The sequence below is a fragment of the Thiohalocapsa sp. genome, from assembly GCF_019695415.1.
Classification (GTDB): Bacteria; Pseudomonadota; Gammaproteobacteria; order Chromatiales; family Chromatiaceae; genus Thiohalocapsa.
Genome location: NZ_JAIFKJ010000382.1, coordinates 1 through 3,565, shown reverse-complemented (window position 1 = coordinate 3,565; position 3,565 = coordinate 1). Strand labels below are relative to the sequence as shown.

3 protein-coding genes and 1 pseudogene are annotated in these 3,565 nt (G+C 68.8%); 1 reads left to right on the top strand and 3 read right to left on the bottom strand.

The window, feature by feature from the left end; all coding sequences use genetic code 11:
- Positions 1-846 (bottom strand): hypothetical protein (locus I6U14_RS10930; RefSeq protein WP_296899264.1); only part of this gene is annotated, 846 nt, incomplete at its 3' end.
- Positions 847-1,013: 167 nt separating this feature from the next.
- Positions 1,014-1,901, bottom strand: a complete 888-nt coding sequence (locus tag I6U14_RS10925) for an NAD-dependent protein deacetylase (protein ID WP_296899263.1) — start codon at positions 1,899-1,901, stop codon at positions 1,014-1,016.
- A 219-nt stretch (positions 1,902-2,120) separates the two neighbouring features.
- Between I6U14_RS10925 and I6U14_RS10920 the strand changes: the two genes are divergently transcribed.
- A complete protein-coding gene (locus I6U14_RS10920; RefSeq protein WP_296899261.1) occupies positions 2,121-3,326 on the top strand; it encodes an NAD(P)/FAD-dependent oxidoreductase in 1,206 nt (401 codons plus the stop codon).
- On the opposite strand, the pseudogene I6U14_RS10915 reads toward I6U14_RS10920, so the two are convergent.
- Positions 3,323-3,565 (bottom strand): annotated as a pseudogene (locus I6U14_RS10915) (NAD/FAD-binding protein); the annotation flags it as partial. The gene I6U14_RS10920 and the pseudogene I6U14_RS10915 overlap by 4 nt on opposite strands.

The window sequence follows — 3,565 nt, the reverse complement described above, 5'->3', positions numbered from 1 at the left end:
CCGAAAGTGCCCGCAAATCCGGGCGGGCAGGTCTCCCGGGACCTTGAGCTGCACGCCGGCTGCCGTCGTGAGCTTGAGCACTACGGGCATGCCGTTGAAGCGATCCGCATTCAGATTCAGGTGCACCGGCCCGACACGAGTGTTGGCCTCGGTGATCACGGGGCGCAGCGGGCCGTCGGCGTCCTCGATGAGCGCATCATCAGGCGTCACCGCGCCCGTTTGCGATGTCGCCTGAAGCGCTGTTGCCGAGCCCGGCGCCGGGTCCTTGCGGCGCAGCCAGGGCAGCCGCGAGCCCAGCAGGCGGTCGGCGCCCCCCCGTGCGGCCTGCCAGAGCCGGCCGCCGACGGTCTGCGCGGCCCAGCGGGCGCCGGCGCCGGCGCGCTGCGCCAACGCCTGCGAGGCGGGCTCCAGCATGTAGCTGCGGGCCACCGGAGTCCCGTCGTACACCGCGAAGTGGCGGCGCACCGGGACCTGCTCCAATTGCTCCAGCAGCGCGTCCAGATCGGCGCCGTCGGCGGTGAGCGTGGCCGTGAGTCCGCTCGCATCCCAGACCCGACGCACCAGGCGGTGCTTGCCCACCTGCGCGGCCTCCAGCGACAACTGCGCAGTGAGGTCCACGGGGCAGTCCGCATCTGCCGGGATCTCTTCGGGCTTGAAGGCGATCACCCGGTCCTCACGCCGGCTTGCGCCCATATCGGCATGCAGACCGCGTTTGGTGAAGGGCGGCATCAGTGCGAGGATGTCGTGGTGTGTGAGCGGTCGCAGGGGCTGGGTCGGGCGCAGGGGGCGTGGCTTTGGCTGCGGCAGGATGCGCGGGCCCTTGCTGACGATCCGGACTTGTTGCATGACATGTCCCCTGTTTTGGGTTTGCGGTGGATTGTTCCCGAGTGGGCGGCGCTCGTCGAGTGTCAGGGGCGCTTGGCCGTTATGGACCGTCTGGGCATGCTCGCCCTGCACGGGGCAAGGTGCCTGCGCGAAGGCGTCCTCAGAAGGTCGATCGGGGTCTGCATGGCTCAGCAGGCCCCCATCCCAGCCAGAGACCGCGGGCGGCCCTCCAGCAGCGCCAGCGCCGCCGTCAGAGTCGGGCCGCATGCGGCATCCAGCTTGAGCGCGGCGAGGTCGTCCGCTCGCGTGCGCCCCCAATTCAACAGTGCGATGGGCTGGCCCGCCTCTGCGGCCTGGCGGCAGAACCGGTAGCCCGAGAACACAGTGAGCGACGACCCGACAACCAACAGTGCGCGGGCGCGGGCGAGCTGCTCCAGCGCGAGCGCCACCCGCGGCCGCGGCACGCTCTCGCCGAAGAAGACCACGGCGGGCTTCAGCATCCCGCCGCAGCGGGGACAGTCCGGCACCTTGAAGCCCGTCTGCACCGCGTCGCCAAGCAGTACATCACCGTCCGGCGCGGACTGCTCCGGCGCCACCGGTGCGCAGCCCGGATTGTGCGCAGCCAGCAGGTCCTGCATGCGCTCCCGCCCCAGCCGCACACCGCAGTCCAGGCAGTCCACCAAGTCCAGTCGCCCGTGCAGATCCAGCACGCGGCGGGCGCCGCCGCGCTGATGCAGGCCGTCCACATTCTGCGTCACGATCTGCACCACGAAGCCCCGGGCTTCCAGCGCCCCGAGGGCGTGGTGAGTGGCGTTGGGCTGTGCAGCCGCCACGCGCGGCCAACCGACATAGCTGCGGGCCCAGTAGCGCCGGCGGGCGGAAGGATCGCGCACAAAGCGCTGGTAGCGGATTGGCTCAGCGCGCTTCCAGTTGCCATCGCGATCGCGGTAGTCCGGAATGCCGGAGTCGGTGCTGCAGCCAGCGCCGGTGAGAACGAACAGTGGCGCATGCTCGCGTAGAAAGTGCGCCAATGCCTCCGCGGCGCCCGCACCCGACGTGCTAGGCTCGCTGCCCACGCCGTCAGCGGCTGTCGGCGCAGCTGGCCTCGCCACCGTGAATGCGCCCGCCGGCCGTCCTGTCACCGGCGGTCTTCCCGGATGGCCGGCTGTGACACAACCGCCGGGGCCGTGAAGCTCGGCGCCGGACAACCGGCGTTGATACCGGCGGGCGGTGTCCAGATCTTTAAGGCAACGACCCGGACGAAAGTTGAACAAGGCATCCGCCACAGTATTTCCATGACTGACCGTATCTGCGTCGTCGGCAGCGGCATCGCCGGCCTAGCGTCTGCCTGGCTGCTGTGCCACCGCCACGACGTGACCCTGATCGAGAAAAATGACTACTTCGGCGGCCACACCCACACCATCGAGGTGGAGGAGGACGGCGCACGCGTTCCCGTCGACACGGGCTTCATCGTCTACAACACCCGCAACTACCCGATGCTGGTGCGCCTCTTCGAACGGCTGGGTGTCGCGACTCGAGAGTCCGATATGTCGTTCTCTGCCTCGATCGGCCCCGGCAGGTTGGAATACGCCGGCGACAACCTCAGCACGATCTTTGCACAGCGGCGCAACGCTTTAAGCCCGCGTTTTTTGCGGATGCTGCTCGACATCTTCCGCTTCGGCGCACGGTGCAGACACTGTTTGGCGCACTCCGGTTTCGACGGCCGCAGCCTTGGTGAGTTCCTGGCGGACGAAAGGCTCGGCGACGCCTTTCGAGATCACTACCTGCTGCCCATGGCGGCTGCCATCTGGTCCTGCCCCACGGCGAGCATGCTGGAATTTCCGGCCGAGAGCTTGGCACGGTTCTTCGATAACCACCGCCTGTTGAACCCGCTGGAGCGCCCGCTGTGGCGCAGTGTCGTCGGGGGCAGCCATGCCTACGTGCGGCGCATCGCCCAAGATCTGGGGCCTCGACGCATGCGTGCGGATGCTGCGGTCGCCGTGCACCGACACGACGCGGGCGTTCGGGTGGCACTCGCCTCTGGCCAGCACATCGACGCAGACCGCGTCGTGCTCGCCACCCATGCCGACCAGGCCCTGCGGCTCATCGCCGAGCCGACACCCGATGAGGCACGCCTGCTCGGCTGCTTCCGCTACCAGCCCAACCGCACCCTGTTGCATACTGACACCCGCCTGATGCCGGCACGCCGCCGGGTCTGGTCGGCCTGGAACTATCTCGCCGCCGAGCAGCCGGATGGCACCGGCGCGGTGTCCGTGACCTACTGGATGAATAAGCTCCAAGGGCTGCGCACACGCCGCGACTACCTCGTGTCTCTGAACCCCCTGACGCAGCCCGACCCGACGCAGATCGTCGCCGAGATGACCTACGATCACCCCGTCTTCGACCAAGCGGCGATGGACGCGCAGGCGGAGCTGCATCGGCTGCAGGGCGCGGACCGCCTCTACTTCTGCGGCAGCTACCACGGCTACGGTTTCCCCTAGGCCGCCCGCAGGGCGTCCTCGTGGAAACCGTAGCCGTGGGACCTGCCGCAGAAGTAGAGGCGGTCCGCCCCCTGCAGCCGATGCAGCTCCGCCTGCCCGTCCATCGCCGCTTGGTCGAAGACGTGGGGATCGTCGTTCCTATCGGCGCCGATCTGCGTCGGGTCGGGCTGCGAGAGGTGGTGCCGAGACACGAGGTCAACCCGGCCTTGGCGCAGGCCTCGGAGCTTATCATTCCCGTA

Coding starts and splice junctions, on each gene's coding strand:
- I6U14_RS10920 (WP_296899261.1), top strand. CDS start 2,121: ATGACTGACCGTATCTGCGTCGTCGGCAGCGGCATCGCCGGCCTAGCG.